General features: G+C 40.6%; 18 protein-coding genes. 3 read left to right on the top strand and 15 right to left on the bottom strand.

Annotated elements, in window-relative coordinates; all coding sequences use genetic code 11:
- Positions 1–189 precede the first annotated feature (189 nt).
- Positions 190–4,290: a PKD domain-containing protein gene (locus B1L02_RS22335; protein ID WP_167651285.1), complete on the top strand. Its 4,101-nt coding sequence runs from the start codon at positions 190–192 to the stop codon at positions 4,288–4,290.
- Positions 4,291–4,540: 250 nt separating this feature from the next.
- Here B1L02_RS22335 and B1L02_RS22330 read toward each other — a convergent pair whose 3' ends face one another.
- The 10 genes from B1L02_RS22330 to B1L02_RS22285 all read right to left on the bottom strand — a co-directional run bounded on the left by B1L02_RS22330 (position 4,541) and on the right by B1L02_RS22285 (position 17,021).
- A complete protein-coding gene (locus tag B1L02_RS22330) occupies positions 4,541–5,563 on the bottom strand; it encodes an AAA family ATPase (protein WP_088532927.1) in 1,023 nt (340 codons plus the stop codon).
- A complete protein-coding gene (locus B1L02_RS22325) occupies positions 5,548–7,113 on the bottom strand; it encodes an ATP-dependent nuclease (RefSeq protein WP_088532926.1) in 1,566 nt (521 codons plus the stop codon). The genes B1L02_RS22330 and B1L02_RS22325 overlap by 16 nt, the downstream gene beginning before the upstream one ends.
- 333 nt (positions 7,114–7,446) lie before the next feature.
- Positions 7,447–8,193, bottom strand: a complete 747-nt coding sequence (locus tag B1L02_RS22320) for an autoinducer binding domain-containing protein (protein ID WP_088532925.1) — start codon at positions 8,191–8,193, stop codon at positions 7,447–7,449.
- A gap of 10 nt (positions 8,194–8,203) precedes the next feature.
- Positions 8,204–9,442 (bottom strand): class I SAM-dependent methyltransferase, encoded by a 1,239-nt coding sequence (locus B1L02_RS22315; protein WP_088532924.1) that lies wholly within the window; start codon positions 9,440–9,442, stop codon positions 8,204–8,206.
- Positions 9,443–10,011: 569 nt separating this feature from the next.
- The gene (locus B1L02_RS22310; protein WP_088532923.1) at positions 10,012–10,998 is read right to left on the bottom strand and encodes a Calx-beta domain-containing protein; all 987 of its coding nucleotides are present in this window, start codon (positions 10,996–10,998) and stop codon (positions 10,012–10,014) included.
- Positions 10,999–11,007: 9 nt separating this feature from the next.
- Positions 11,008–11,496 (bottom strand): hypothetical protein, encoded by a 489-nt coding sequence (locus tag B1L02_RS22305; RefSeq protein WP_088532922.1) that lies wholly within the window; start codon positions 11,494–11,496, stop codon positions 11,008–11,010.
- A complete protein-coding gene (locus B1L02_RS22300) occupies positions 11,496–12,134 on the bottom strand; it encodes a glycine zipper domain-containing protein (protein WP_157757277.1) in 639 nt (212 codons plus the stop codon). Before B1L02_RS22300 ends, B1L02_RS22305 begins: the two co-directional genes overlap by 1 nt.
- 13 nt (positions 12,135–12,147) lie before the next feature.
- Positions 12,148–14,259: a hypothetical protein gene (locus B1L02_RS22295; RefSeq protein WP_088532920.1), complete on the bottom strand. Its 2,112-nt coding sequence runs from the start codon at positions 14,257–14,259 to the stop codon at positions 12,148–12,150.
- A complete protein-coding gene (locus B1L02_RS22290) occupies positions 14,252–16,453 on the bottom strand; it encodes a hypothetical protein (RefSeq protein ID WP_088532919.1) in 2,202 nt (733 codons plus the stop codon). The genes B1L02_RS22295 and B1L02_RS22290 overlap by 8 nt, the downstream gene beginning before the upstream one ends.
- Before the next feature lie 139 nt (positions 16,454–16,592).
- Positions 16,593–17,021 carry a hypothetical protein gene (locus tag B1L02_RS22285; protein ID WP_088532918.1) on the bottom strand — a complete coding sequence of 143 codons (429 nt, stop codon included), beginning with the start codon at positions 17,019–17,021 and terminating at the stop codon, positions 16,593–16,595.
- A gap of 385 nt (positions 17,022–17,406) precedes the next feature.
- On the opposite strand from B1L02_RS22285, the gene B1L02_RS22280 reads away from it, so the two are divergent.
- Both B1L02_RS22280 and B1L02_RS22275 read left to right on the top strand, forming a co-directional pair.
- Positions 17,407–18,483: a hypothetical protein gene (locus tag B1L02_RS22280; RefSeq protein ID WP_088532917.1), complete on the top strand. Its 1,077-nt coding sequence runs from the start codon at positions 17,407–17,409 to the stop codon at positions 18,481–18,483.
- A gap of 490 nt (positions 18,484–18,973) precedes the next feature.
- Positions 18,974–19,750, top strand: a complete 777-nt coding sequence (locus B1L02_RS22275) for a 2OG-Fe dioxygenase family protein (RefSeq protein WP_157757276.1) — start codon at positions 18,974–18,976, stop codon at positions 19,748–19,750.
- Between the two features lie 46 nt (positions 19,751–19,796).
- Here B1L02_RS22275 and B1L02_RS22270 read toward each other — a convergent pair whose 3' ends face one another.
- From B1L02_RS22270 to B1L02_RS22250, 5 genes are all read right to left on the bottom strand, one after another.
- Positions 19,797–20,864: a ChuX/HutX family heme-like substrate-binding protein gene (locus B1L02_RS22270; RefSeq protein WP_088532915.1), complete on the bottom strand. Its 1,068-nt coding sequence runs from the start codon at positions 20,862–20,864 to the stop codon at positions 19,797–19,799.
- Between the two features lie 9 nt (positions 20,865–20,873).
- Positions 20,874–22,991 carry a TonB-dependent receptor domain-containing protein gene (locus tag B1L02_RS22265; protein WP_088532914.1) on the bottom strand — a complete coding sequence of 706 codons (2,118 nt, stop codon included), beginning with the start codon at positions 22,989–22,991 and terminating at the stop codon, positions 20,874–20,876.
- A gap of 150 nt (positions 22,992–23,141) precedes the next feature.
- A complete protein-coding gene (locus tag B1L02_RS22260) occupies positions 23,142–23,549 on the bottom strand; it encodes a biopolymer transporter ExbD (protein WP_088532913.1) in 408 nt (135 codons plus the stop codon).
- Positions 23,542–24,045: a MotA/TolQ/ExbB proton channel family protein gene (locus B1L02_RS22255; protein WP_088532912.1), complete on the bottom strand. Its 504-nt coding sequence runs from the start codon at positions 24,043–24,045 to the stop codon at positions 23,542–23,544. The genes B1L02_RS22260 and B1L02_RS22255 overlap by 8 nt, the downstream gene beginning before the upstream one ends.
- A gap of 14 nt (positions 24,046–24,059) precedes the next feature.
- Positions 24,060–24,800, bottom strand: a complete 741-nt coding sequence (locus B1L02_RS22250) for an energy transducer TonB (protein ID WP_088532911.1) — start codon at positions 24,798–24,800, stop codon at positions 24,060–24,062.
- Between the last annotated feature and the right edge of the window lie 25 nt (positions 24,801–24,825).

Raw genomic sequence — 24,825 nt, 5'->3', positions numbered from 1 at the left:
ATAAAATGTTGTGATATAGCTCCGTGTTCCATGTCCATAAACCCTTCAATTTTGTTAACACTCAACTAATTTATTCAATGAATTAATGCTGAACAAGGTGGAAATTTCGACCCTGTTTCATGCTGCTTTTTTCGCGCATTCTTATTTTTTCAATCCAACTTGCTCTCGCTCAAATACATAAGGATGGTTATGGATTTGCATAAATACATTCCTCTACGCACAACCCTAATTACGTTGTTAGCAGGCGCTTTAGCCGCATGCGGTGGGGACTCAGATAACAATATAAATAAGCCAACGAACAGCCTACCGATTGCTCAAGCAGGAGAACATCAAACGGTCGATGAAAAGGTAACCGTCACGTTACACGGTAGTGGCACGGATAACGATGGGGTGATTCAAAGCTACCAGTGGCAGCAACTTTCAGGCCCCCCTGTTTTGTTATCGGACCAAAGCAACGCAATTTCGTCATTTGTGGCGCCGGATGTCACAGAGAACGAAGAATTAAGCTTCGAATTAACAGTTATTGATGATGAAGGAGGAAGTGCTACTGATCAGGTGGTTGTCACCGTAAATAACCTGAACAACATAACGATTCAATTGCAAGTACCTCAGAGCATCGCGAAAGGATCATGGGCACAATTAAAAGCAGATATATCGAGTGCCGTTGAAATTGACAGCATCGTATGGGAAGAATCAACAGATATAGAGCTTAACATTGATAACGATAAACCTGATTTTGCTTCACTAAAAATCCCTGAAGACTACACTGGAGATAACCTTGAGTTTACGGTCACAGTCTCAGATAAATCAGGCTACTCTACCTCAGCAAGCGCCAATGTGGCAGTTGCTGAAGCAATGGATTTTATTGACTACACAGGTGACCATGACGAGCAACCGCTTGAAGATGCTGAAGTCATCGCTACATTAGACCCGAGCAGCGAATTGAAGCCAGCAACAAGAGCCGTTGACGGTTACACAACCTTCATCGTTGATGGCCAATCGGGAGTAGAAATTACCCCAGAGATGGGGAGACTCACAATCACTACAGGTGCGTTAAGCGACATACAAGTCGGTGATATTATAGTCGGTGTCACCGCTGATGGTGACACCGGGTTTATGCGTGAGGTTCTTGATATTAATGGTAATATTTTAACTACCTCGCACGCACCATTGCACAAAGCTTTTCCAGATGCTGACGTTAAACTAGACCTTGTCATAACGAACCAAGCAGCGACACTTAATCAGTCGGTTTCAACTGCTAATAATACGGTACAGTCGAGTGTAGATGTTCCTATCTTAACGTTCTCACGCACACTGCAACAAAAGCTAAGCCCTGAGGTCACGTCTGTTGTAGAACTAAAGATGAACTCAAGCGCTACAATTGGGATAGAGTTTTCAATTATTCGTGGTGAGGTAACTCACTTTTCTACAATTGCTCGAGCAGATTATCTAACCAAGACCTACCTTAATGCTGACTATGAGTATCAAGGCAGTCTGAGCAAAAGCAAAGTATTCAACCCTATAGTCAACAAGAACGTGAAGCTGTTCGTCGGACCAATACCTTTATTCTTGAACGTTAAACTACATCCGCAACTAGGCGCTTATTTGGGCGTCGCAGGTGAAGCCCATCTAAAAATGGGGATTAGTGCTTCAGGAGAGTACAAAACCGGATTCAAATATCAAAACGACAAACTGAGCCCAGTTAACAGCTTTGTGCCTGTCATCTCTCAAATTGGACCTGAATACCAACTATCAGGTGAAACATCAGCAAAAGTAGAAGCCGAACTACAGTTTATGCTTTCTGCTTATGAGTTATCTGTCGCATTACCTTTTGGAAATAAAATAGAGTTAGATGGCCCTGGAGCAGGGTTAGCAATGGGGCCATATGCCGAATATATTGCAACAGCAGAACTTAACAATACACAACAGACAGTCGAATGCAGCTTAGCTCTATCATTAGGTTTAGGTGTTGATGCAAATTTAGATTATGGCTTTGTTGGAGATATTCTTGGCTTAAGCAACGAAGAAAAAAACAAAAATATCCCTCTTTACGATTTTAATCGACCAATTTGGAGCTCTGAAGTTTGCCCATTTGAGACTCAATTCAATACGCTTACAGGTGCTATCTCCGACGTTGACGGCAATCCCATATCGGGTGCTCATGTTTCACTAACAAGCGTAAGCACTGGGCTTTCTCAACAATTATCATCCGATACCAGTGGCACTTTTAGTTCTTCATCACTCGCGGTTGGTGACTATCATGTGATCGCTTCTAAATCGGGTTTTCAACCAGAGCGTATTGCTGTCACCGTAACCGAGGACACCAATCAACCAGTTCAATTAATTCTGCTCAGTGGTGAGCCTGTAGATGATAACAATCCAATTGACGACAACCTAGGCAACCCACGCAAACAGGCTCGTGTCACAGGAGACCCAAATTTACGTACATTTGACGGCCTAAACTATGGATTTAACGGCGTTGGTGAATATATTTTAGCCAAGTCAAATATCGACTCTTTTGAGATTCAGGGCCGTTATGTCGCAGTTCCCGGCAATCAACACGTGTCTTTCAATGCCGCTGTCGCCGCAAATGTAGCAGGGACAAGAGTCACTTTTTACCCCAATGATGAAGGCCTTGCCATGCTTATTGATGGTCAATTACAAACATTGAATAACGGTGCTCGTGAGCTTTCTAATCAAGCAAGTATTTTTAAACAAAATAATCGTCATTACGAAATAACTTGGCCAGACACCTCATTACTAAAAGTGTATCGACGGGGTGAGTTTGTCGAGACAGAAGTGCTTTTACCAAACTCCCGTGCGGGCAGCGTTAATGGGTTACTTGGATACTTTGATGGCAACGTCGACAATGACTTAACGGATGCTAACGGCAAGCAAATTGAAGACAAAGGTAACTTCAATCAACTTTATGATATTTACGGCAATAGTTGGCGTGTAACATCCGAATCCTCTTTGTTCGACTACTTCAATGATGAGACTCCTGAAAGCTTCGTTGATCTCAACTTTCCACGAACATTGTTAACTCAAGCGAGGTTAGAGGCACAAATTGGTAGTGCGGAATATCAACGGGTTAAAGAATTGTGCCAAAAGTATGTAAGCATAAAAAGCAGGCTTGAAGCATGCATCATAGATGTTGCTTTAACAGGAAACGAAAGCGATTTAAGCGCTTATCGCGCAATTTCGGAGCCAACATCTGAGTTAATATTAAAAGTTCCACCACAAATCACAATATTATCACCAACACCTGGCGCAATTTTGAGTAGTAACATCTTAATAGAAGGCAAGATTGAAACAGTTCAATCAAGTATCGCCAAATTATTTATTTCTATAAATGGAGAGGCTAAAAGAGACATTAGCTTTGCGCTTAATAGTGGCAGTTTCGCACTCACTCAACCTGCGGAGTCTTTTGTTCAAGGTGAAAACAACATAATACTCTATGCGACAGATAGTATGGGGAGCCGAGCAAATTCAATTATTGGCTTTACGTTTGACAGTAACGTCGCACCGGCAGCTGGCGGAGATTTAATCGTATTCAATGATGTCAACATTCTAGATAATGAGCGGATTTACAAAGCTGATAACACACAGTTTGCGAAAAACCTAGCCAGTTTTTCAGGAAACAGCCTCCGTGCTCAAGGTTCTAAAATAGTCCTAGATCGATCTCATGATTCTCGCTGCAGTTGGTCATGCCGACCTATTAATTACCTGTACAGTACTTGGGAAGATTTAGGCTTTGAAGTTATCACATATCAATCTCTAGAAGATTGGGACCTTGATGACCCACAAGTAAAACTTATCGTACTCTGGACTCCACTTAACTCATATTCTCCGGATAAAGTTAGCCGCTTAAAACAATTTGCTGCGCAAGGGGGAAGAATTGTATTTGTCGGTGAGCACGAGCTTTTCTATGGGCTAAAAGGCATTGAAGTTGAAAACAACTTCCTAATCAGTATGGGGGCATTTATGCGTAACATTGGAAAGGATGTATACCGCGGAGACCATTATTTTGATGTCAATGAAGATAACCAACATCAAACGGTACAGAATGTAGAAACTTTAGTGTTCAACAGGGTATCACTACTCTCTCTCGGTCCAAACGACTACCCTTTGGTGAAAAGTGCCGATGGTTTAGACGTAATAGCAGGAGTTGCACGTATTGATATCAATAATCAACCCAATGAACGCCAACCATATTACTTTATGCTACACCAGAGTAATAAGCCCAAAAACCCGCCATCACCTATCGTAAGTGATCGCTCAACAAACTAAAAATAAAGCAGGCCCACTCATGCACAATTTGATGAGTGGGCCATAAACTCTAGCCCGAGTTGACTTAATTAGAGACCACAGCTAAACCACCTGACGTTAATAAACCAGAATAACAGGGCTAAATTAAACTTGGCTGTTGTATGTGTGTCAAAAAGCGAATGCTTGGTACTAACTCGCATTTGCCCCATTATAAGCTAACGTAAATACTCTATAGGTTGGCTTTAAGCGAAAAGCGGATATAAAGTCTAACTTATTTCTTGTGCCCGTCTAGTAATCGCTGTGAGACAAAATACACACTACCTTTAGCTCTTGTACAAGCTACGTATAGCTTATTTAACGTCGATGGTGCCAAAGTAGCCAATCGCCCTTTTGTATAGGCTGTGAATGTGGTCGGGTTTAGAACTATGCAGATGTCAGCGAAGTCATCCAAGCCTTTTGTATTTCCCCAATTGTCAGTCCTTCCAACGTACTTGTAGCTTTCTTTAAAAAACAATTTAACGATGGAATCGTCCGAGAATAACCTCTCAATTTGTTCAGTATCGTCAATTAGGGCAATATTGACCTCATCTTGTCGATGGGAGCTTATTGTGATGCCAATTTGCTCGGTAACAAATCTGCAAACTGTTGGGCTACACCTATGACTGTGGGAAAGTGTATCTAAGTCGATTGTATATCCTGCATCTTTGAGCTTGGTAAGATACGCTTCATAGTTGTTATGTAGATTTTTTTGAATATTACCATCTCGGCTAGTATCAAAAGTATGTTGGAAAAAGTCACCAACGAATAATACCTCCACATCCATTTTCGATAACTGACAAAGTAAGTTGAAATCACTAGCTGCGAAATCTTGAATTTCATCTACGCAGAAGAAATCAAAGTACTTTTCAATACGCCTAGTAATGTCAGACACACGATCATAATCAATCATCATCTTCGCAATACGATTATGATAAAGTCGGTCTCCTTGACTAGCGTAATGCCCATGAGTGTTGCGTTTCGCAAATCTAGGTGGTTCACTATAGATAACCCCCTTTATCTTCATGTCGTTACCAACTATTGGTCGCACGCAAAATGACAAGAGGAATGAGAAATAGGTATAAACACGTACACCTTTAGGCATAACCCCAAACTTGTTTAAAATTCGTTTCTTAAGATTAGCAGTATTATTAACTGTGTAAGTAACAATCAGCGCACGACTATTTATGTCCAATTTATCAATTATATGTTGTGTTTTGCCCGATCCTGCGACAGCTAGTACTACTCGCTTATCCATTCAATAGCCTCTCTAATGTAAGGAGGCACCGTGATTTCATTCGCCTTCTCGTCAAGTAACCTAAATGCTGCGGTAGTTTTGTTCTTCAGCATATACTCTTCCGGTTTTAATTGAATCTTTCCTCCTGAGAACAAGTCGTCGCAGATTTTTTTATTATCTTGATACATGCATATTTCAAAAGTTGTTCTTGTGTTATCTGTGTCAGCGAATACAGCTATGCAGTCTGCCTGATAATCATGGTAATTATCTATACAGTTTTTCTGATAGTCACTGTCATTATCACGGATCACCGCTGTCCTAATGCTCAGCAGCTTAGAAACTTCCATATATCGTTTAAAGCTAGTACCACCGACTGAGATGATATGGACGCCATCTTCGCTTGGTGGATGACCTTTAGTACGCTCGTATAAGCACTCCATTAGAATATATTCCGCATCACCCTCAACAAGAATGACTTTTTCAGAAAGGACATGCTCTAGGATGTTATGATTAGGGGCTTTAGCAAAAAACTTAGCAGTGTCCCTAGTGAGGTCTGTCAGGGTAGCAGGTTTGGTTGCTGCACTATTCAGTAAGATCGACTTTCTTAAGTCTAACCTTGAGCTGATTAGGCTGCTATGGGTAGCAATTATTACCTGATTATCATGAGCCTTCTCTACCTGACCAATTAGTTTATACATGCTGGTGTGGCTAAGGTGGTTCTCAGGTTCTTCTAGTAATAAGACATCTATTGTCTTGCCTTCATCACGCTCTCTCAATGCGAATGCGGTCTTAATAAAGCATTGTTTTCCCTTACCACGGTTTTCAATGGGTATCCCTTCTTCTGTGAGGGTGAGGTCAGTTTCCAAATTAAACTTTGAGCCGGAGCGGATAGCAAAATCGTACCCTTCTAAATCATCATTAATCACATTTAGTTGAGTATCCCTGAAAGCATTTTTTTGCTGTCTATATTCATTCATTAGACTGTAACGGACAGGTTGATCCACGGTCGCTTCATACATGGCTTTTACATACTGACTGTTTGCGTACTCGTTGTTTATTTGAGTGCTGTCAATAGACAAAAAGCGCAAAAACTTCCCATAACTGGAGTATGCGTCCCCATTGAACGTAATAAACTTGGCGATGTAAAATTCGAATGGAAAGTTATCACCTTCAGTATCCAAAACTTGCCGTATCTCCGTGCTTAACTCTTCGTTCGGCTCACAGATCAATTGAAGCCCGTCAGCATAAGCTCCATCACTGTTGTTTCTACCGTTGAGGTCTGGGTTACCTGCGTCGTTTAGAAATAATTCAATATGAAAACTTGGAAGGCTGTTTATATTTTTCTCACCCGCTAGAAATTCTGAAACAGCACTGGCATTAAGCAAAGCTTCAATCCCCAAGCTTTCTATCTTGCTTCTACTGCCACTCAATACAAGCTCAATAGCCGTTAATATAGTGCTCTTTCCTGCTTCATTATCCCCAACCAGAATGTTTCTTTTTCGATCAAAATAGATCTCATACTCTCGGAATTTCTTAAAGTTTTTGATTTTTGCCTTCAAAATATGTGTCATTGTAATACTCACCAGCCTTGGAGGTTTTTAACTAAAATACTATACAGTACTCAAAGTTATAAGAGTGCTATTGCTATTGCTATTGCTATTGCTATTGTAATTGTGAAAGAGAATGAAGCTATTCAGGAAACTCGAATGACTTATTGCACGAAGAGCTAAAAGCGAATTACACCAAGATGTTTTTTGGCACGGAGCTTTAGCTTTAGCTCTAAAGCGTTCCTGTCCAAAAATAAGTTAGCATTAATATCCACTCCTCGCTCAAAGTAGCCTGCCATATTGAAGATAAACTCGTCCGTTAGTACGATAAATCAGATATGAAATACTAGCGTTAAATCAACTAAAGTAGTGCCCTAACGAATAGAGCAATTTGTCTTTTGGCACATTTCCATGCTTTTTTCTAAATTTATCAATTACTTTTGCAGCGTAGCGATAGGTTATTCCAATATGATCTTCAATTTGCTTCATCGGTTTCCCCGAAACCAAATATCGCATCACTTGGCGCTCTGTATCACTCATTTTTATATAATTGTCGTATAACTCAGCGACTAAGTTTGGATCTGAGAAGATTTTGCTGTTCAACGCTGAGCAAAATAACCCGATTTGTTCTTCATTTTCCTGTACAAGGGAATTAAAGTCTTTATCACTTAAATTGCTATACAAAGTAACACAAGCGTAGCCTCGGTGGTCGCACATGAGCGGGACGACAAAACCGTTATTGAGACTAAATTCGTTTTTTGCATGGGTCAAGGTAGCAACCTGTAACTCAGTGGGGTTGAAACCATGTAGGTCCCGCCACCAGTTTATTGGATCTCGATGCCCTGCCAGTATTTTAGCTACGAAGATATCTGTCTCTGGCTTAAAAATTTCATTTTCTTGATAGTACTTTAAATACTCCAGTGGGGCGTTTTCGGTGGCTAGTATGATAGGCATTTGGTTCAAGTGTTTAACAAATTCATGGCTTGGCAAAAAACCATAAATTGCGCTATCAAATCCGATATGTGAGATGGCACGATAAAAACTTGCAGTGTATTCTGCTTGATTCGAGGCATTCAACAAATCGACTAGATCTTGATAGCGCATTTTTATTTTCCTACTTTTTAGCTACGATTAAATTCATTGCACCATGAAAGTGAGTGCAGTCTCGGTTTGTTACAGACAGCCCAGCTTGTTCTAGCCAACCTTCGATTTTATCTAAAGTATAAAACGAATGTTGGTATTGTGTGACAAATTGTAAATTCAATCTCTTAAAGTCTGCAACAGCAGGATTGTCACTAAATTGCGCTTCATACAGCTCAATCATCATTTCCATGTGAGATTTTGTCATGTTTTCATTGGGGTTTGCGATAATTAACAGGCCACCCGGAGCAAGTAAGTTATAGCAGTGTTTAAAAACTAAAGAAGGATTATCCATCGCATAAACACTGTTTATTAATGTAATCACGTCGTATTGATGTGTATTTACAAATTCTTCGAGTTGAACATGAAATGCTTGAAACCGCTGTGGTTCTTTCAGTCTCTGCAGATTGGCGTTGGCTTTTTGCACCATATCAAGAGACGTATCGACGCCGTGATAAGTAGAAACCTCACCATTAACAAAAGCGGCTAAGTTTCCATTTCCACATCCTGCATCCAGTACAGCTCCTGACAACAGCGGAGCAATTGTATTATAAAGTTCAACCTGTGGTGGAGTAATAATAGAGTCAAATGCACTACTATATTCATCCCAATGAGATTTATTCATAATTTCCCTTTTAATTAGACTATCGCTCTTATTAAAGCAAGATGATAAGTTTCGATTTAGGAAGCGAAGTCCCCTTTTTTTTATTTCTTTCGTTTCAACAACTAGAGCAGATATTTTTCTATCAACACCAATATCATAGTTGCAATCACTCTTAATCAGTATAGCGTTAAATAACTTTTTATAAAAATCAACATTTCCTCTTAGGATAAAAAACAACCGCTCATAACCCATCTGTTGTGCTTTATCTAATAACAGGCCATAAACTACTCTGGTAATTGCGACATCTTTACTCGATATACTAAGCTGGCCGACAACGGCATCCTTTTTAGGGTCAAAGTCATCGCTTAATGATGCCCTTACTTCTTTCCAAACATCTTCATCTTCATACGCGCTGCTCAGTCCAAAAGTGGCTATTGGATTATGTGGAACTTGGCTTATATCACTAAGTAGGTATAGAGAAATACCTTTACCTAATATTTTATCTTTAGTAACTCTGATAGCTGGAAAGTTTTCCACATAGTTTTCTTTCAACGTTTTAACTGCGACATCAATATTATTTAAATTACATGCTTCAATTTTAAAAGACATAGTAAATTCCTCTCATTCTGTTTTTAAAGGAGAGGTAAAATCTGTCTGCAGCCAGAGTTCACCTTGCATCAGGCGTTTGCTTGTTTGCCCGATAGAAATAAGGTTAAGGCGATAATGGCAGATGCCAGAGGCCAATATTTGGAAAATTCACAAACCAATAAGCTATTTAATATCAACAAGTTAAAAGCATCGGAAAGAAATAGGAAATAGATTGGAAGTAAAGTAAGGTGCTACTTGTAGCATTTGATATAAAACGATTTCAAACTAGCTCTGTATTTTTACAAACGTCAGTTACAGACAACCCACTCTGCCAGCTCTTTAGTCAGCAATCGTTTTGTTTGAAAGTTTTGCAGGTAAATATTGTAGTTCGATGTGATGGCTGAACTTTAACACCATAAGCCGAAGGTTCGCGGTATTTGAGGGTGCTTGGATGAGCTATCGCTAACTCATCGAATAATGAACAAAAGTTTTCTCGATTTTCACTTCTGTTGATAGGAAGTATGCAGTAGTGCTAAGTGAGCAGCCCATTGGCTTAGCTGAAAATTAGACCAATACACAAGCAACTTAGATTAAATAACACTTCCATTGTTATTTGCTTTCACTTCAAGTTTTACTACCTCACCTAACTCCTCAAGCCACTTAGGCGAGTTAGAAACTCTGGAACTCAAGTAGTCAAGTAACTGAGCTTTCATCACTGTCGTTGCTTCATATTGAGTATGAAACTGTTGTTTTTTCAGCGCTTCAAGGTGGGAATCCAATGTATTTCTCAAAACATTAGGGTCCAAATCTAAAGCTTCATTAAACAGAACAATGTATTTTTCTCTCGCTCTTTGAATATTATCTTGAGTATCACGGTAATTTTTGACCAAGTTAGCCTTTGGATTTTCTTTGGTTGACAAATAGTTACCAAGGATCTCTAGCTGCTTCAAGTCATTCGACAGATCCGCTGCAAGTGCTGAAAGGTTACTTACCAACAGGCTGCTTTTTTCCACTAAGTCTTTGTTTACTCCAGCTTCGACAATCATCACGATATGTGACGGCTGTCCTTTCACATTTTTCAGCTTAATGTAAAACATTTCATTGTTTTCATAGACATCAGAGTCCGGAATAATAGGAATATTTATTGATTTTTGCACTTCACCTGGCTGGAACTGTAAAGCAATATCAAGGGCCCGATAGTCCTCAGCTGCTTTTGCAGTACCATCCTCTGTTATCAACTCTATCTGTTGTACTAAATCAATGTTGGTTGTTCGATGAAGAGTAACTTCCACGACAGCATTAGACTCTTGAACTTCAGTCTTCACACTAGAAAAAGTAATATTTTCATATTCTTTAGGAAAAAAATATGGATAAGACAGCGCAGCTAATGTTGATAAACAAAGTACCCAACTAAAGGAAGTAACAAACGAAAAATGCCAACGCGCAAACAATAACGGCTGAGCACAAACACCACACTTGTTGGCATATGATTTAGTAAATAACTTATGCGCCCGAGCATTACTACAGTGTTCTATATTGTTGCAATAATATTGTGCTTTTATAGGTTTAATCGACATCTACATCACTCAAAGTATCATATCTATTTCTTGTGCTAGTGATTCAAGCTCACTCTCTAGGCGGTTTAGCATTTGCTGCTGTCGTGACTCGCTTGCCGCTTCGTGAAATTGTCTCAATACCTCCTCTCGGCTCAGGCCGAGCCATGGGTAACGCGTTTTCAGCTGGCTAATTTTTGTCTGATTGATACGCTCAAGACCTTTGTATGTTTCTATCTTATCCAGCAATGCATCGTGGCTTGTAATTAAAGCGTTTAACTTCTCACTTTGTATTGCTATCAACTGTGTTAGTTGTAGCTTATCACTTTCAAGCTCTTGATTTTCTTTTTCAATTGCATTCATTTGAGCTTCGATATCCATCACCCTTCGGTTTAGCTGTGCCTGTCGTTGCTTTGCTTTTTCTTCGCTCCATCCATACAACCCACCAGTCGTTGGATCACCTGTCGTCTCACAACCGGCTAGCAAAGATAAAAACAAGCAACACATAACTCGCTTCAGCATTAGTATAATTTCCGTCTATCTAATGAAGCTAACTGGGCTTGCATGAGTTCTAGCTCTTTCTTTTCAGCAAGAAGTTGTTGAATTACCGTTTCACTATGCGAGGCTAATTGAACAGAAACTGCTGCTCTTTCTTGTGCCAGCACGTCCTTTTGGTACTGAATTTCTTCAGTCAATATCTCGACTAACTTAGCTGACTTGGAAACCGCTTTGGACAGGCTATCTTTTTGCACTTCTAAGCCACTATACTCAGCACTGCGTTTTTGAGACTCTGCCTCAATGCTTTCTAACTGAGCAGTATAACTTTCTATTTCCAAATGAATTTTTTCTCTTTCATTTTTGGCTGCGATAAGTTTGTCTTGCGCCCCTTTAATCACATCTTGCATATATAACTCAGTATTGGCGTAATCCTGCTTCTTCTTAACCACACTCTTGGCATAAAGATCTCCGGCAACAGCACCAATCAATGCACCAATCATAGCGGCTTGCTTATTGTCACCTAACACCAAACCAAGCGCACCACCAATTAGCGCACCTGTAGATGCTCCCTCAGCTCTAGTTTTAGTGTCGTCAGTCATTGCACACCCGGATAGCAAAGCAGTCATGATTGAAGCAGCAACAAGGTTTTTTCTACTTTTCATCGTTCGTTTCCCATTATTTATTGGATTTAGTAAGTACATCAGCTAATTCTTCGATATCGCTCGAGGAATGGCTGTTAGGGGCAGGCAGTAATTCTTCTATGGTCGACTCTTTAGTATTTAAATGACGGTAATCATTTTCGATACGCTCTTTTTCGTCTAGTAAGTCTTCAAAATCATCGCTGTCGCGAAGGAAGCTCAACCTTCTTTCAGTCACTTCGTCTGCCAGCTTTTGCTTTTCGTCTTTGCTTTGTTTTAAATCAACTAAACGCTGCTCTAAACGCATGCTATCGACATCGGCAATTGATTTGAGCTTACGATCTCGACTATCAAGCTGCGCTTGGATCAGGCTTTCGTCTTTAATTTCTAGTCTCTCAATCAGTAGCTCCATTCCTCGGCTGCGCCTCAACAGAGCCGATACCTCACTGAGTAATTCATCTTGTAACTTTGCGTTATATTCGCGTTTGTTTACCCAAAGCGTAATGGAAGGGATAAGTAATGTTGATGCTTTGAAAAGCCTAATAACTTCTTGTTTTATATCTTCTAGTTCATTCTCAATCGCCAATTTTTTACAGACTCTATCGTCATTCCCTTTCAGAGCTGTGTTGGTATGGCGCTCAGGAGAATCAATTCGGTAACCAAAATCCCATTTTTCAAACGTTTCCCAACTATGTTCACCACCGGCGTCACTGACAACTAGACCGAGCACTTCAAATGCACCACTGAATGAATACTCGGCACCAATCCCGTCTTGTCCACCAAAAAAATGCTTAAATTGGATTGGTATTTTTTTACCTCTCAGCTCCTCAAGCCTCATGGCATCTTCAGATTCAACTGCCATAAGTGACTTAATACTTACCACCAAACCATGTTGTTCACTTAATCGTTTGCTAATTTCAGCTTCAAGTTGAGGCCGGATTAATTCTTCAAACTGACTTAATGCTTTGTAATGATTAAACTTGTCGTTCAGCATGACTTCTTTGCAAATGTCGTGTATTAGTACTTTTATTCTGTCGAGAATTTGCGCTTGCGTTATCGCTAACAAATCTATCTGATTGTCGTTTTCACTACTTGCAAATAAGTGACGGTATTTTTCAAACTCTCCTTCTTTCGCCTTAACTTCCATGCGAATATTTAACCGTACACGGCTACCAAACATCCCCGTTTTAAATGCGCCATCTTCTTTATCAAACGTGAGCATCAACCCATTTAATAACCTCAGCGGAGCAATGTTTGGCAATGTATGAAATGAGTTAAGTTCATAACCGATTGCAGTAGCTTGTTGCTTAACACTATTTTTAACCTGATCGGAGATAGAGACGTCTTGACTTGTTGCCGTTTTGAAATTGCTCAGCAAATCCATTTCAGATTTGCCCAAAATATGCTGGCGGATTGCTCTATCAATACCCGCCTTCATGTGTGCTACCACCCCCTCGATATCGCTAATTTCCGACTTGCGATAGGCTTGGTAGTTATTCAATGTCATTTGACATTCGGACGTTACTTCTAAACCCGTTTCTTTAATCTTGGTACTATATTTAAATTCGGCATATCGCTCTGGTGCGTTACGCAGCGTAAAGCCAATATTAAAATCCATTCCTTTTAATTCTTGCTGCATTTGCTCGCACACCGAAGTGTTTAATTCACTGCTTTCTCCACGCTGTAGCTCTTGCTGATAAAACTCATCCAATAAGTTGCTATTTTGTGAGTCCAAGCATTTCTTATACATTTTCGACATGCAGTGATGTAGGTGCTTATCTATTAAATTAAATAATCCTTTTTCCGGCGTGCCCGACATACTTAAGATTTCGACTAACTTATGCGCTTCAGTTTGATCGGTAATTTTAAGCTGAAAGGTAGCGTAAAACTCTAGTGCAATCTCACTTGCACCTTCATGCCATTCAAATGGAATTTTGCTAATGACAATTGGTTTTGTATGAGATTTAACAAAGAAATATTCATAATGTTTCTTATTAAATAAATCAGATAGCAACCCTTGCTTGGTCACGATCTGGTTGGTTTTCTTATTCCAGGTGACAACAAACCCTTCTCCATGAACTCTCGGATTGTGAAAGTTAGTATCGACTTTTCTGATTAAGTTGCTCAAATTAGAGATGCTTTCATGCATGGTAGGATTCTCTTCTTGGTTTTTTAAATTGTTTAATAGCTTCGCTTAACACGCCTTTTTTTAGCTTTAGTAGCATCCTCAGCTCTTTATCTGATCTACAATTTCTGTACTGCTCTAACGCCTGATCTCGCTGAAATCTTAAATCCGCTTTAATTTGCTCATACTGTTTTCTAGTGCAAGCAATGGCAAACAATTGATTTAATCGTTTGAATTTTTCATCTAACTCCGTAAGCATCATGTCGTAATGCTCATATTCGCTTTCATCAGTGACATATTGCGCTTGGATCAGCGTCTGTTTTATATAAATCGATGCGGTTAAAAATGCAGTGATATTTCTCTTCTTAAGACTTTCATTCAAACTAGGCATCGCTAGCAGTTGGTAAATTAACTCTTCCGCTCCCTCTTCAAACATTAACGTAATCAAGTAAGAGGTTGCCTTATCATCAAGTTGATTATTTCCCTCTAATACACGGTGCATAAGACTAAAAACAAAAATCCTCACAATCATTAAAGTTAAAACACACTTCTCACTATCGGAAGGTATGCTTTTTAGTATTTTTAATAAGTGAGAGGCATCGCTATATAAATACCCAGAAAAATAGTAGCGAAGCACCGCAAAGCTAGGACACTTCTTACTCTTATCCAACCCAAGCTCATAGCTTTTAGAAAATATATACTCCAATGACAAAACTTCTGACTCACTTTCAAATTCAATTGAATAGGCTAGAGTATTAAACAAAAAATAGAGGTGATTTTTGAAATCACACACCATCTCTTTAAGCTTGTTTTCATAGGTTGATTTAAATGCTGGCACCCAGTTTTCAATATGAATTTCTAAGTCTGAAATAGATATTAAATCTTTCTCTTTTTTTTCCACTTGCCCTAGCAGTTGATAAATAAATTCATCAATGGCTATTTTGAACCTATCTTGATAAGAGAGCGCCCTAACAAATGAAATAAAATGAATTATTTTTGAATTTGGACACAGACGATAACGTTCAAATACCGTTAATAGGTAATCACTGTTAATGCTAACTACCCCGACTTCAGAAAGTTTTAAGTAGAAGTAGGCGAGGTCTGAAAAAAGCGCATCTATGTCAATGAGTTCATTTGTTATATCCTGATCAAAAATGACTTCCTCAATAATTGCTGAGAGTACAGCTAGTTGGAATGGATTGTTTGTAAGCAACTTTTCTCGATATACGCTTGCCTGCTTAATCGAACTTAGCCTGATACAACAAATACCTAAGCCTGACGGTGATGTGAGCTCAAGCCCAGCTAATTTTAAAAATGCATCAGGATCTTGCTGCCAACGAGCATAAGCATGAGTTAACGCTTCTACTCCCTCCCCCATTTCTTTGGCTTGATCTAATTTACAGTCAAATGCCTTAGCAATTGCATTTTGAAATAACACCAGTGGCATGTTGTTAAACCAACAAGTTAGCGTAATAACTAAACACCCCAACCAGTCATCGTTATCTATTGCCGACGCAGGTAATGGGTCATGTGTAAAGTGAACTGCAGGCTGCCAATAACCTTGCATAGCACTTATAGAGTTGAAACGCAGGTATTCCTGGATCCTTCTAGGACAATCACTATCGCCTTTACTATCCAATACCATAAGCAACGTCGCCTTACGGGCTTTTAGTTTAGACGTCAGTGCATTTAGGTTTTCACGGGTTTCGATAAAGCGCTCGAAACTTTCTAAATCTTCTATTGGTTGCCTAATAACATAAGCGTGTTGACTTTCTATGTAAGGAAATCTCGATTCCAAGTACTCAGTCATTCGACATGAGTTGTGACGTATGTAGTAAGATGATATTTCGGTGTGCTGTAAAGCAGCTGCAATAGCCTCTGAGAGATAAAAAGCATTCTCGTTGTTTTTTTCAATAATCAGCCAGTTGTGACAAATGAGGAAATTGTTAAGTTCGGCTAACTTGACGTCATCTAAAATGACCTCATTACTGGCAATTTTTGGAAACGTTCTTAGCTGAAGTGCTTCATACTTCAATGGTTTCTTATCAGCGTTTGAGAAATAGTTATTGACCTGAACATCTCTGTTCCCTTGGATCACAGCTTCTTCAAACGTACTACTGTCAAACTGGCTAAGTTGCTGAGGAACATCATTCTCATATGCATTGGTTTCGATCCCAATGCTTGAACCAGCTTCTGCTTCCTTTGGATCAGCACTCATATAAAATCACTTTTAAATTTTTAAAAACGGGAACAATTAAGCCTTAAGAGCTTCAAATAGCGAGCACTTCGTTATAGAGATACAAGCTTCCTAACTAGCTTAAATTTACAGGGTCAAACCACAGCATTTAGTGCTACCTTTAATCTTTAGCACCAAAGTTAAGCGTAATGTCCCTATTACCAGTGATAACATTGGGACCATTCGCCCCGCCGTTAAAGGTGCACCCTTGAAACTGAGTATTGCTTTGCTGGCCATTTTGATTTGTAGGATCTGAGTGGTGGTTGTTTTGTTGATTTTCTATTCGCTTTTGGTGGAATTCCAAGGCTTCTTCAGGCTCAATATTAAGCGCTGTCAAAAGATTTTTTAGCTTACTTACCGTCGATGACGAGAGTGGCGCTAAACTAGCTAAGTAGCCTTCCGTCTTATAATTGCGAAGACTTCTATCACTCATATAAGCACTGTCTGTAACTTGCTGCTCGGACAGTCCTTTCTGATTAATCTTCTCAACAATCAGCTGCCTTAAAGACTCTAATTGCACCTCATCCGCAAAGTTATAAACTTGTTCCATTTCGCGCTCCTTACCCTTAGGCATACAAAAAAAATCTCACTGACAGATCTAAAAAACATTTAGGTTACATTTCTATACAATTAGAGCACAATTTTCAAATCTAATTTTACTTTGTTACTTAAATATAAATTATGATGCGAACAATAATTCACTAACTTGCATCATTGAGAACTTCACACAGCCTTGCTCATAAAAATAAAAAAGTAATTAAAATCAATAAAATAGGGGTTGCAAGTATAAAAAGAAATATCAAACGCTCTGATCTAACGAGTAAAAATTTGCACTACCCCTAGTTCAAACAGATGCGTCAAGGTAGAAATAACCACCCTTAACGGAATTTTTAAAAGACAATAAAGTTAAGAAAAATTAACAAAAGGAGTTAAATATGAAATTTCTACCAATACTGAGTGTTATCGCTTTATCTAGTTACTCACTCAAATCAGAAGCTAACTTCACACTACCTACTCATGAAGCTATGACTAGCGCCCCTGTTAATGCCGTCAATTATCAAACCTTTAGCAATACTGATGGCATTATTGGGTCCGGTGTTGATGTGTATAAAATCAGTTATAGCGGCGGGGCAGACGATTACGTAATAATTGTTAACTTAGATAGAGGCGGACACCCACTAATAATTAGCTCTGAAAAGCATTCTGTAACCAATTCCTGGATGATGGGAGGAAATTCAAACCAAGATAGTACCCCGTATTATTACTTCAAAGCAGCCAGCGGAAACGGATTTCATAATACTTTAAAAGCTTTAGATTCTGATCTGACTCAATCATATGTCGGTTTCACTAACTTAAGTTACTTTGGGCCTGTTAGTTCAAACATAGGTGAAAAGAGAGGGATATTATTTCCTAGCCGCTCGCATTCAATTTGGATGGACGGAGGAGAATTAAAACATTCCTTTTATCATGAAGATTCTGGATATTACGAGGATAGTATTGACCAAAGCTGGGGCTACACGCTTAGTAATTTAGCTAAGCTTGAAATCGGTGGCGGTAAAGCATTTGTAGGGCGTGTTGATGAATTTGATGATGTCACTTCCTTCCAACCCAATGATTCAAGAAATTATTTTGCAGCATTGACTGACCTTGATAATGCAACATATCGGCGCAGTAATTTAGTATCTTACGCATATGCCTTTACCACTAATCATTTGAGCTCCACTAAAGGGTACAACTGCAGCTTTGGAGGTGGTTATCCAAGAGGATTTGTCGGCACAGTTGATGCTGATAATAACCCAGGAAACAAGCATGAAAAGCTAGTTATTCTGGTAAGCCAGTGTCAAAACTATGGATACGCAAAGGATGTGCTAGAGATGTATGGACTCAATATGTCTAACGTGATGACTCTAGACAGTGGAGGCTCTTTAAAGTTGTATCTCAATGATTCGAATAGTAAGAAAATAGATTATGGCCGTACAATTCCTAATATACTTGCATTTTTTGAGGATTAACAAGGTAGCCGCTCAATTGCTAGTGTAAATTGAGAAAATCGCTCTCTACACAAGTAGTTTCGTGGGCTAATTAGCTCCTACCGATGACTACTTGTTCCTGCTCACTTTTACTAATAGCCTTTCCCCATAGCGCAAGAGAAAATCTGAATCCTCGTTGTGCTAGCCAATTTGTACTGTCCACTGCCCTTTAAGAATCACAGATAAGCATGGATTGATATTAATTCGAGTTACCCAGTTCAATTAATCGCCACTAAGTTAAAACTGAATGGAGCATACGGTACAGCAACCATTCGTTCGAACAGACCTTTCACAATAAATCCCACTATAGAATTCTGTTTTCATTCCCTTTAGATTCCTATCATTTCCTTCAAAATCAATAAATTAAATGCAAATCTATAAACACCAAAACACATCAGATGAGGTGAATATGAAAAAGCTTATTGAAATTTTTATGAAAACAAATCAAGAAAGTCAGATAGGAGAATCAAAAATGACTAAAACTACATTGTTAAGAAATGGTTTCTGCCAATATTCTTTGCCAAATTTCAACGTTGGCTCACTAAAAGATATTGAGCTGCTACTTAAACAAGTGGAACCTGAATTAGGCTTGGACACCTATATTCCATCCGGCCAAAATGCAAGAGGTATAGTGCGTTATACCGTCAAGGACGCTAACACACACCTTATCTCTCCCGAGAATAGACAGGGGGGCCAATACTATGTTTACGGCTTGTCTCAACAACTAAACCCTGACGCAGGAGGTAAACAAAGGTGGTTCAAAGCAATCACACATTGCACTGACGGCACATTGATTTGCAACCACCCTGTGATCAAAGCATTGACTGAATTTTTGATCCAACATTCAATTTCGGCACCGTCGTACCATGTTGAGCACCAGTTTATTGGCTATTATCCAACACCTTACGCGGATTGCTTGGTAACTCCAAATACGCTTCATTTCGACGGGTTAAGTCATCAAACGATTACCTCAATCCTTACGCTGGCCAGAGAGAATGTATCTGGCGGAGAGTTTGTGATAGCTAACGGTGTCGCGGTAAACACCCCGATAGATAATGTCAGTACCCAAGATCTTCGGCTCTTTACTGAATTACCAGTGGGGTCAGGAGTGATTATGGACGAATGTCAACGTGGTACATCCCGCCCACTTTGCCATAGTGCAATGGCGACGAGAATGGAGAGTGCGCAGCAAAATAGCGTCTCTAAACGGATAATCTTGGTCTCAGAAGTTACGCCTATTTGGCACTAGAAAATCAAAGGGCTCTTCGATTGAGCCCTTTTCTATAGCTCAGGTATTACGCCGCAACGTGTCCTTTATGGATCAATCGCTCACACAGGGCTTGCCATTCGCTGGTTTGCTTTTTGCCTTCAATTCGACGGCCAAACAATGTTAATACCGTTTCGCGATTGGCATCAAAAAACTCAATAGAGGTAACCACTGTATTGCCATTATCCGTTGGCTTTCTGACCACAAACGCACGGGTTAGATCGTCTGCTTTTATATGTAGGTTAAACTCAGGATCTAAGACGTTAAACCAAGGACCAACTTGTTTGAGGTTTTCAACCTTTCCAGAGAAGATCTGTACCGCACTTGAGTTGCCAACGAATACCATAATCTCTTGCTTAAACGTTTTTGCTTGCTGAAAAATATCAGCAAGGTCAAAGCTCTGTAGCTCAAAGTTCCATGGTGAGCCGACGAGCTCAAGGGCCTGCAAGCGTTCAAGCTTGTATGTCTCTAATAGCTTTGGAAAATGGTGCACATCTTCAAGCTCACCCCACTGACTCCTAAAGCTATCTAGTTGCTCAGCGCTCGGCGGGGTTATTGTAGGCTCCACCAGTTCAAATGGCTTCACGCTAAATGGGCGCTGTGATGTCAGTTGGTAACGTGCTTTTATATTCACCAGTTCGTTAAAGTCCGACTCAGCCGTGGTATAAACCTTATGTACCGCACGGCCATTTTCATCAAAAAACTGCAAGCTCGTGTGGCTTTCGGTTTCAACTAAAAATACGCTTTGCCAACGATACAAAAATAGCCGTAGGTCGATACCGCCGGGATTGATTGCAATACCACTAAGCTTGCCATTATTGTCTGAAACATAGAGCTTTTCGTATAACCCTTTAATTTCATTTACCACGCTGCCGTTACGCGTCAACGCCATCACTTTACCCAGCTTTTTCAGGCTCTTAAGGATATCGGCAAGCTGCGTTTCATCTAAGCGCGTTACTGTGGCAGTCACCGCCTCTTCGAGTTGAGCATTCAATAATTCGGCTTCACTCACACCCAGCTGCATCGCTGCGTCAACGGGTCGTAGTCTTGGCTCACCCGCTAGCAAGGTTTTATAGTCTTGAATTAGTTGCTTCATGATCTCTCCTTAAAAACGCCAGCTGATCTGGGTTTTAATGTTGCGGCCAAAACCGTAATCGCCTATTCCACCACCGGTACCAGCCATCAGTTTGTATTCTTTGTTAAAGACATTATCGACAGCAACTCTTAAATTAAACGCAGCATTAATATCCCAACTCGCGTATAAATCGGTCAGGGTGTAGCTTTTTTGTGTTTGCGTTGAGTATTGTCTTGTTGCACTGTCCATCACCTGCACATCACGATCGCCACGCCTTACTATTTGCGCACCAACTTGAACGGCTTGATCAAATAACGAGGCGCCTACATCCAAAGCCATTTTATCTGCAGGTAAATACCATAAAGGCTTGTTGTCTTGATCTTTACCGTCTACGTCACTGTAAGAAAAGTTGCTGTAAAAGCGTGGTGTTGCAAAGTTTACTTCCAGCTCAACGCCATCTCTATCATTGCTAGCGCGATTCGCATAACGCGGTGCAGGTACGGGATTGGTCACATTGCTGGTGACCGACGTGATTTCATCGTCTACCGAGATATCAAAGTAGATAAAACGCGCCGTTAATGTGTCGTTGTCAGTGAGTATGTTGTTTGCCTGATAGGTCACGCCAACTTCGGTGTTATTACTATATTCAACATCTAACGCTAATCCCGGTTGTCTGCCACCATATTGATCGTATAGCTCGTCAATGAGTGGTGCACGGAAACCTTCTTGGCGGTTTGCAAACACCGCCCATTGTGGTGTTAGTTGGTAATTTACACTCAAGGCACCTGCCCAATCACTGTGTGTCACTTTACTATCTAATGCTGCAAACGCCTGTTGGAACTTAGCCGTTGGTGAGGTGCTATAGCGTTCATAGCGAAGCCCTGCGACCACAGTAAGTTGCTGCCAAGTAAATTCATCTTGGATATACACACCGGAGCGCTTTTGTGTACCACCCGGTTGGGATGTCATCTCAGCGGTGGTTGGAGTCGGGCCGTATTGCTCACAAGCATAGGTCTCGTAGTTAAGTTTTAAGCAAGGTAATGCTGTCTTTTCACCAATTCGCTCTTTGTCGGTATATTGCACACCATAGGTCAAAGTATGTGAGTCCAATACGCTGGTATTCATCACATCCAGAGTGGTGATGTTGTATTCATAGTTTGATTCAATACCGATGTAGTCCTCAAGCATGCCGACACCATCGGATTCAGTGACTTGACTGCTGGTATAACCGGCCTTAGCGCTTAGGTTCAGATAAGGATTATTCGCAGGGTTGAGTTCATAACTCAGATTAGTAACGGACTGCTCTACCTCACGGTACACCGTCCCCCATGCACCCGGATCTGTTGTATTAAACTCGGTTCGCTGGTTATCTGTGGTTTCGGTGTAGCTTGCCCCCACAATGGCATCATCACTTAAGAAATATTCCCCTTTTAACAGAATAGAACTGTTTTCGATTGCCGAGTTATCCAAAGTTTCATCGTTAGAAAGTTCCCAATCATTGCTGTCACGCTTTACCACACCAGCAAGCAAGTCGAGCGAATCGTTTGGCCTTGCAAACGCGATCACTGACGCATTTTTTTGAGCATTGTTGCTGTCATAACCGAGTTTAATTTTAGCGCCAGCGACTTCACCATCCTGTAAAAAATCAGCGGCGTCTTTTAGCTCAAACTGAACAACACCGCCGAGCGCACCACCGCCATGAAGTACGGTGCTCGTGCCTCGTTTAATACTCATTGAACGATATAATTCAGGATCAGTGAACAAGCTACCCATACGATATTTTTCAAAGGTTTGTAGCATGCCATCAATCGTCACCATCACGTCTTCTGCATCACTAAAGCCGCGAATATTGAACTTATGTCCTGTCGTTCTTGGCCCACCATTAGCGGAAACATTAGGAATGGTATCTAAGGTATCAAAGACACTGCTATCTAATTTGCGTTCAATTTGTTCAGCCGAAATAACATTCACTGCTTGTGATGATTGCAATGCGGTTTTTGCGGTACGCGTTGCCGTTACAGTCACTGCATCTAAGTCTGTTTTTACCACTGTCGACTGAGCTACATCCTCATTGGCAGAAGAGGCGGCTTGTACCCAGGTGGCAGAAGTGGCAAGCGCGATGAAAAGGGTTAATTTAGATAAACGCATAAGAATACTCCGAGTGTCGTTATTTTTTACACGCATTTCAACTTTGCCCCTGATCTTCCCTGGTCCTGTATTATTTAAACAGGCTCTCCAAGATGAAATGCGATTGTCGCGGCGCAATATAACACACACCAATCTAAATGGTAATTATTTTTATTCGCTTTTAACGATTAAATTAGCCACTTGAATATTGAGTGTACTTAGCTGTGCAAAAAGTGATACCAGTGCTTCACTGGGTACTTGTTTGTCCACAGCGATGTAGATCACCTCTGAATTGTCTAGATGATTAAGCGCTTGTATCAGCGTATTTTCTGCACTAAACGGCTGCTCGTCCAAGGCATAGGCTATTTGACCATGATTGAACATGACACTCACAACCTTAGGTGTTTTCTCAAGCACAACCTCGCCATTTTTTCCCACTGTTGGTAGGTTCACCTCCAAGACGTTAAGTTTAACCGCCACACTGAGCAGCAAAAATACAAGGACGATAAAAAGTACATCGAGTAACGCGGTTAAATCAGCGCCTAGGTGTTGAGGTTTGGGTGTCGGCAGCTCAAGCATTATCCGTCTCCACTAAGGCAAACTGGGTATTCATATAAAGCACAAGCTCGCTTTGAAACCGCTCAACCATCGCTTGCAAAACGCCATAAATAAGTAAACATGGCATGGCTATCGCCAGTCCTGCCATGGTTGAATACATGGCTTCCCATAATCCATCCGCTAATAACGCAGGCGTCACCGCTTGCTGAGTTTCGGCAATGGTTTTAAACATCAAGACCAGCCCCCAGACGGTGCCAAAGAGTCCCATTAATGGGCTTAGCGTGCCGATAATGCTTAAGATCACTAACCGCTTACGCCACTCAAAAACATACCCTTGTAACCGCAAAGCGCCAACTGCTTTGCTACGAAAAAAATGGGGTTTACGCTTGATTTCATGAACGGTAAACCAAGCGCGGCTAAGCACCCAAAGCCGCTCAATGATCACCGCAAGCGCAATAACCGACAAACATAAAAATGGCCATTGCATTGGGCCAAGTTGGGAAAACCAAGACTGCATCGTAGTATTACTCTCTAAGAAAGGGAAAATTTAATGGGTACGGTAAACAAGGCTTTTACAGCATTACCGTCACGAAAAACTGGATGAAACTGCCATTGCTCAACGTTCTTGCGAGCCGCAATGTCCAAAGATTGATGACCGCTACTTTTAACCAAAGTTAAATTCACGATCTCACCTTTTTGATCCAACTCAATTTCAAAAATTGTCACGCCTTCAAACCCTCTTCGCTTGGCACGCAGTGGGTAGCTAAGCGCAGGCCTTGGTGCTTTGAATAAAGGTAAAGCATCTAATTTAACAGGAGAGTCATCGGTACTATTTGCTTCACTGAGATGCCTCGCTGAGGCCATTTGCGTCGCTTCTTGCTGCGACGTATTTTCTCGTTTTAAAGCTGGTTCTTTCGCTTCTGGTTCCTTTTTATTCTCAGTCACAGCTGCTTTGTTAAGCTTGTTAGGTCGTGGTCGTTCATTGGGCTGTTGTCTAGCGTTAGGTTCTGGCTTGGTTGCCTGCTCTTGCTTTTGTGGTTTTCTAAGTAAGTGCGTGGTGCCATTAAAATCAGATGGCGCTTGCTCTGCTACCACTTTTGGAGCCGGCTCTTGGGAGGGTTGTGCCGCAAACGAAATCATGAGTGGTTTGGTGACTTTACTCACTTCATTTGCAGCAACGCCTGATTGCCACACCAGCGCAGAGCTTGCAGGAAATAACCAACACAAGCCATGTAGCAAAACGGAGACAGTGATGCAGATAATTAATTTCATATTGATAAAGACAAATGATAACTGT

The sequence above is a fragment of the Pseudoalteromonas piscicida genome, assembly GCF_002208135.1.
GTDB lineage: Bacteria > Pseudomonadota > Gammaproteobacteria > Enterobacterales > Alteromonadaceae > Pseudoalteromonas > Pseudoalteromonas piscicida_A.
This window is presented reverse-complemented; position numbering and strand designations above follow the sequence as displayed.

Coding starts and splice junctions, on each gene's coding strand:
- B1L02_RS22335 (WP_167651285.1), top strand. CDS start 190: ATGGATTTGCATAAATACATTCCTCTACGCACAACCCTAATTACGTTG.
- B1L02_RS22330 (WP_088532927.1), bottom strand. CDS start 5,563: ATGGATAAGCGAGTAGTACTAGCTGTCGCAGGATCGGGCAAAACACAA.
- B1L02_RS22325 (WP_088532926.1), bottom strand. CDS start 7,113: ATGACACATATTTTGAAGGCAAAAATCAAAAACTTTAAGAAATTCCGA.
- B1L02_RS22320 (WP_088532925.1), bottom strand. CDS start 8,193: ATGCGCTATCAAGATCTAGTCGATTTGTTGAATGCCTCGAATCAAGCA.
- B1L02_RS22315 (WP_088532924.1), bottom strand. CDS start 9,442: ATGTCTTTTAAAATTGAAGCATGTAATTTAAATAATATTGATGTCGCA.
- B1L02_RS22310 (WP_088532923.1), bottom strand. CDS start 10,998: ATGTCGATTAAACCTATAAAAGCACAATATTATTGCAACAATATAGAA.
- B1L02_RS22305 (WP_088532922.1), bottom strand. CDS start 11,496: ATGCTGAAGCGAGTTATGTGTTGCTTGTTTTTATCTTTGCTAGCCGGT.
- B1L02_RS22300 (WP_157757277.1), bottom strand. CDS start 12,134: ATGAAAAGTAGAAAAAACCTTGTTGCTGCTTCAATCATGACTGCTTTG.
- B1L02_RS22295 (WP_088532920.1), bottom strand. CDS start 14,259: ATGCATGAAAGCATCTCTAATTTGAGCAACTTAATCAGAAAAGTCGAT.
- B1L02_RS22290 (WP_088532919.1), bottom strand. CDS start 16,453: ATGAGTGCTGATCCAAAGGAAGCAGAAGCTGGTTCAAGCATTGGGATC.
- B1L02_RS22285 (WP_088532918.1), bottom strand. CDS start 17,021: ATGGAACAAGTTTATAACTTTGCGGATGAGGTGCAATTAGAGTCTTTA.
- B1L02_RS22280 (WP_088532917.1), top strand. CDS start 17,407: ATGAAATTTCTACCAATACTGAGTGTTATCGCTTTATCTAGTTACTCA.
- B1L02_RS22275 (WP_157757276.1), top strand. CDS start 18,974: ATGACTAAAACTACATTGTTAAGAAATGGTTTCTGCCAATATTCTTTG.
- B1L02_RS22270 (WP_088532915.1), bottom strand. CDS start 20,864: ATGAAGCAACTAATTCAAGACTATAAAACCTTGCTAGCGGGTGAGCCA.
- B1L02_RS22265 (WP_088532914.1), bottom strand. CDS start 22,991: ATGCGTTTATCTAAATTAACCCTTTTCATCGCGCTTGCCACTTCTGCC.
- B1L02_RS22260 (WP_088532913.1), bottom strand. CDS start 23,549: ATGCTTGAGCTGCCGACACCCAAACCTCAACACCTAGGCGCTGATTTA.
- B1L02_RS22255 (WP_088532912.1), bottom strand. CDS start 24,045: ATGCAGTCTTGGTTTTCCCAACTTGGCCCAATGCAATGGCCATTTTTA.
- B1L02_RS22250 (WP_088532911.1), bottom strand. CDS start 24,800: ATGAAATTAATTATCTGCATCACTGTCTCCGTTTTGCTACATGGCTTG.